Origin of the sequence: Aquirufa salirivi, assembly GCF_045310485.1 — a bacterium.
Taxonomy (GTDB): domain Bacteria; phylum Bacteroidota; class Bacteroidia; order Cytophagales; family Spirosomataceae; genus Aquirufa; species Aquirufa salirivi.
Window position 1 is genome coordinate 1 of the sequence record NZ_JBEWZH010000015.1, and the last position, 5304, is coordinate 5304.

The following is a 5304-nucleotide window of genomic DNA, read 5'->3' on the forward strand; positions in this document are numbered from 1 at the left end:
TACCCACATTGTTGCCATTAGCATCTTTAGCAGTGACAGTTAACACCTGAGTAGAAGCCCCATTCGCTGTAATACTTGCCGATGTAGGAGTTAAGGTAGAAGCTGTAGCATCCGCAGCCCCAGCCACTACGGTGAAGGCATTGGAATCACCTACTTTACCATCGACATTACCAGCAACAGAACCGGTAGCAGTTAAAACTACGCCTGTTTCAGCTTTGGTATAGGTGATACCAGTGAAAGTTACGTCACTTCCTCCAGATAAAATAGTACCAGTGAGCGTTCCACCCAAAGTACCTGTTCCTGTTTTAAGAGAAAGGGTTACTGTACCATTGGCCGTGGCATTAACTGGGTTACCATTGGCATCAGTTAAATTGACAATTACACTAAAGGTTGAACCTGCTGTTTTAGTTCCAATAGTAGTAATTACTAATTTAGAAGCAGAACCCTCAGAATATGTGATAGTAGATTGAGTTTGTGAGCCAGTTCCGCTTTTCACTTGGGCTCCACCTAGAGTAGCCACAAATACTCCCGTTCCTGTTGAGGTAGGCGAAGTTACTGTGGCGGTATATACTCCACTTCCAGCATGAGTTACACTACCTATGCTACCTGTTCCAGAAGATTTGGTGATCGTAACCACATCTCCACCAGTTCCTCGGTTATTCCCATAAGCATCTTTGGCAGTAACTGATAATACTTGTGTTGATGTTCCATTGGCAGTAATATTAGCTACTGTTGGAGTTAAAGTCGAAGCAGTGGCATCGACTGCACCTACAGTAACGCCGATATTATCTGCGGCATCAGTGATACCTGTTCCCGCATCGGCAGGAGTAGCATCTGACAAGGTCACTGTATAAGTTCCTGTTGTATTTTTCTCAAACCAGAAATTGGCAGTTGAAGATCCTTCGGCAAAGCTGATGCTCGTAATGACATTTCCTCCGCTAGCAGCATCATAGAAAACACCGCTACCTGTCGAACTTAGGTAAGCCGTTTGTGTGCCTATAGAATAGGGTATTGATGCAGCATCCAATCGAGTTCCAACGTAGGCAGCTCTAGTTCCGGCTGTAATATCAGCTGGACTATTTAATGAGAAGCTAGTTGTACCTGTGGATTCTCCTATAAAGAAATCAGAGAAAGAGTTAAAGTTTTGACCTTTAACAGTCTTGGTTGTACCATCAGTGCGTACATGCCCGCTTGGTGCTTTCCACGAGCCACCATTTTTACGAACAATCAGATTAGCAAGGCTTGGAGAACCAAACATATCTCCCGAAGGGAATCCTAAGGTAACATTGTAAGTAGTGAATCCATTCGCCGTTGCACCACTACCATCTGATACCCGCCATTTTCTTTTAATGTACTTATCACCACGAATACCTGAGCCACTAACTTCTGAATTATTGGCTAAAGAGTTGGTTGATGATTCTATGGTTAAATCAGTAGAAGCAGCGCTTCTGCCAGTAAAATCTAAGGTAACGGGTGTATATGCGGTAGCATCACCAATTGGGAAGAAAACAGAAGGATCCGTTTGCTTTGGAATGACTCTTGAAATGATACCTTCTACATAACGAGTTTCCGAAGAGCCTGTAATACTGGCACTGCTTGGGAAACTTAGTTTTTTATTATTACCCATAACCACATGGCCTGCAACTAAGTTTAGAGTAGTGCTAATGGTTAAGTCAGCAGGTATGGTCAATGAAGTTCCACCAGAAACATTGACTTTCAGTTCTTTCAAATTTTGTCCTCCCGTTGCAAAATCCAAGGTAGGACTTCCACTAGTTGTATTAACATGCAAGGTAGAAAGTGTTGTTCCTTTTAATTTACCAGCACTTGAACCATTGACCGTTTCATTCAGGGTTAATGTATTGTTGTCACCAATAGAAAACTCGCCACTTTTTAGGTAGAAGTCTTTAGCAATGCTGACGTTTCCGTGCATAATTTGACCAGAATAACTAGTATTATCCCATTCAAAATTTAAAAATGCTTGATCAAATCCACTGCTTAATGAAGTCGAAGTAAGGCCGGTAATTTTGGTTAATGATCCAGTAGTCTGCGTGGTCCATAATGCTTTTGGTATGGAACCCCCGTTTCTAGCATGCCAATATGTTCCACCGTGGAAATTAGGTAAGAATCCATTGACTGACTCATTGGCATTTGTAAAGGTTCCTCCTGAGTTTTTGAATGTTCCATGGGTATGAACATTGTATTCTCCATCAATACCTGAGTGATGATTTAAAGTAAGGGTTCCACTAGTCGTTAAGTCAAATGTTCCATCAATAATCATGCTGTATAATGAGACCGATTGACTTAATGTCGTGGTGATACCTGTTGGAATTTTTACTATATCATATTTATCATATACGTATTTTATCCCGACCGTATCAACAAAGGAGGAACCTCCATCGGATGAAATTGCCCAAGTAACAGCATTCCAATTACCGCTTGTTTTTGGAGAATAAATTTTTCCGTCTATAATTTTAAATGCTGCGCTCGTACCTGCGGTTAAGCTTGGGCCACCTACAGTGTATTTGGTGGCTTTGATAGTAGCATTGGTATTAATTGTATAGGGGTTAGTTGTTTTATCTACGGTAGATAATTTGTATCGTACATAAGTAATATCTGTGAAATATGAACTTGTTGGAATCGTCGCTTGGATAGGATTCGATTGAACCACATTGGAAGAATTGGTTCTCTCTATACCATCTGACGTTTTATCTGTAGCGCCTAAAAACATGCTTAATTCCACACCGATATCAGATGGTGCCGGGGAGAAGTTACCGTAAGCATCCACTAAATTAACTCGAATGATATTGTTGTTTATTCCTAAAATTCCAACGGATGGAGTGATATCAGTTACTGTAATAGTTGTAGGAGTGTTAGGTGAGATAATGAAAGTAGAAGAAATTGTTTCTGTTAATGATCCACTTGTCGCTTTCAGTTTATAGGCAGATGCACTTGATTTGTTTATAGAAATGCCCGAGAATGTAGCTTCCCCTGACACTGCTGCTTGAGTCAATGTGCCTGAAAGTGTACCAGAAGCAGGGTTGGTATCAATTGATAAGGTGATGTTGTCTGTTGCTGTAGTTGGGTTCCCTGCCGCATCTAAAATTTGAACTTTGATGGATGGGCTAATGCTACTTCCAGCTGTGGCGTTGCTCGGTTGAACACTAAAGGCTAATTTTGCGGCACCTGACGACGTAATATTAAATGTATTTGAGGTGGTACCTGTTAATCCTGCACTACTTGCAGTTAACGTATAACCCGTAGCTGTATTATTGATGGATAAGTCGCTAAAAGTAGCTACTCCATTTACTGCAGCTACTGTTTTTGTCCCCGATAGAGTTCCTGATCCTGCATTCGTACCAAAGTCGATAGTTACATTAGCAGAGGATGTTGTTAGGTTACCATTAACATCTTCAATTCTAACTTTTACGGCTGGACTGATGGCTGCCAATGAGGCGGTATTACTAGGTTGTACTTGGAAGCTTAATTTAGCAGCTGCACCAACCGTGTAAGTTATCACACTATGTTGCATGGCACCTGTACCGTTTTCTACCTGAACACCTCCAATCGTTGCAGTAAATTCCCCTGTGCCAACCGTAGTAGGAGAGGTTACAGTGGCTGTATAAGTGCCATCACCTACATTGTTTACGGCACTAACAACACCCGTTCCAACATGCCTTGATATCGTCACGGTAGCACCTCCAACTCCTACATTATTTCCATTGGCGTCTTTAGCTGTGACGGTTAATAACTGGGTAGAAGAACCATTGGCTGTGATACTTGCAGCAGTAGGTGAAATAGTAGATTTAGTAGCATCTACTGCTCCTGGCACTGTCGTAATAGTACTTGTCGTTCCTGAAATAGCCGAAGTAGTAGCTGTCACGGTAGTGGCTGTACCTGAAACAGTATGCGAAGTGAACACAACAGTAGCAATACCACTTCCATTAGTTGTTGAAGTAGCAGAAGCAAAACTACCGTTGGCATTGGACTTGGTCCAAGTCACAGTTTGTCCCGAAGTAGCAACTGGATTGTCATTGGCATCGGCTAACTGAGCCGAGATGGTTACAGTAGCCCCAGCCACAGGAGAAGAAGACGAAGAAGTAACGATGTACTTACTCGCAGTCCCCGCCACGGTGGTAATGGTAGAAGATGTTCCAGAAATAGCCGAAGTAGTAGCTGTCACAGTAGTGGCAGTACCTGCAACGGTATGCGAAGTGAACACAACGGTAGCAATACCACTTCCATTAGTTGTTGAGGTAGCCGAAGCAAAACTACCATTGGCATTGGACTTGGTCCAAGTCACGGTTTGTCCCGAAGTAGCAACTGGATTGTCATTGGCATCGGCTAATTGAGCCGAGATGGTTACAGTAGCCCCAGCCACAGGAGAAGAAGATGAAGAAGTAACGAGGTACTTACTAGCAGCCCCTACAACGGTGGTAATAGTTCCTGAAGTACCAGAAATAGCCGAAGTAGTAGCTGTCACGGTAGTGGCAGTACCTGCAACGGTATGCGAAGTGAACACAACAGTAGCAATACCACTTCCATTGGTGGTTGAGGTAGCCGAAGCAAAACTACCGTTGGCATTGGACTTGGTCCAAGTCACGGTTTGTCCTGAGGTAGCAACTGGATTGTCATTGGCATCGGCTAACTGAGCCGAGATGGTTACCGTAGCCCCTGCCACAGGAGATGAAGATGAAGAAGTAACAATGTATTTTGTAGCTGCACCAGCAATATAGGTAATGGTAGATTGCGTTTGAGAACCTGTACCACTTTTGACTTGAGCTGCACCTAAAGTGGCAACAAACACCCCAGAACCAACGGCAGTAGGTGAAGTAACCGTAGCTGTATAGGTACCATTTCCAACATCGGTAACCGAACCAATAGATCCAGTACCAGAAGATTTAGTGATGGTGACTGTCGCTCCACCAGTACCTATGTTGTTTCCACTACCATCTTTAGCTGTGACGGTTAACACTTGGGTAGAAGAACCATTCGCTGTAATACTTGCCGATGTAGGAGTTAAAGTAGATGCAGTTGCATCTGGTGAACTTGCCACCGTGGTAATAGTTCCCGATGTTCCTGAAATAGCCGAAGTAGTAGCTGTCACGGTAGTGGCAGTACCTGCAACGGTATGCGAAGTGAACACAACAGTAGCAATACCACTTCCATTAGTTGTTGAGGTAGCCGAAGCAAAACTACCGTTGGCATTGGACTTGGTCCAAGTAACGGTTTGTCCTGAGGTAGCAACTGGATTGTCATTGGCATCGGCTAACTGAGCCGAGATGGTTACAGTAGCACCCGCCACAG

The 5304-nt window shown here is 43.3% G+C and carries 1 protein-coding gene; it reads right to left on the bottom strand.

From position 1 onward, the window contains the following. The coding region (locus tag U0R11_RS13460) for a beta strand repeat-containing protein (protein WP_406752333.1) at positions 1-5304 on the bottom strand (5304 nt) is incomplete at both ends.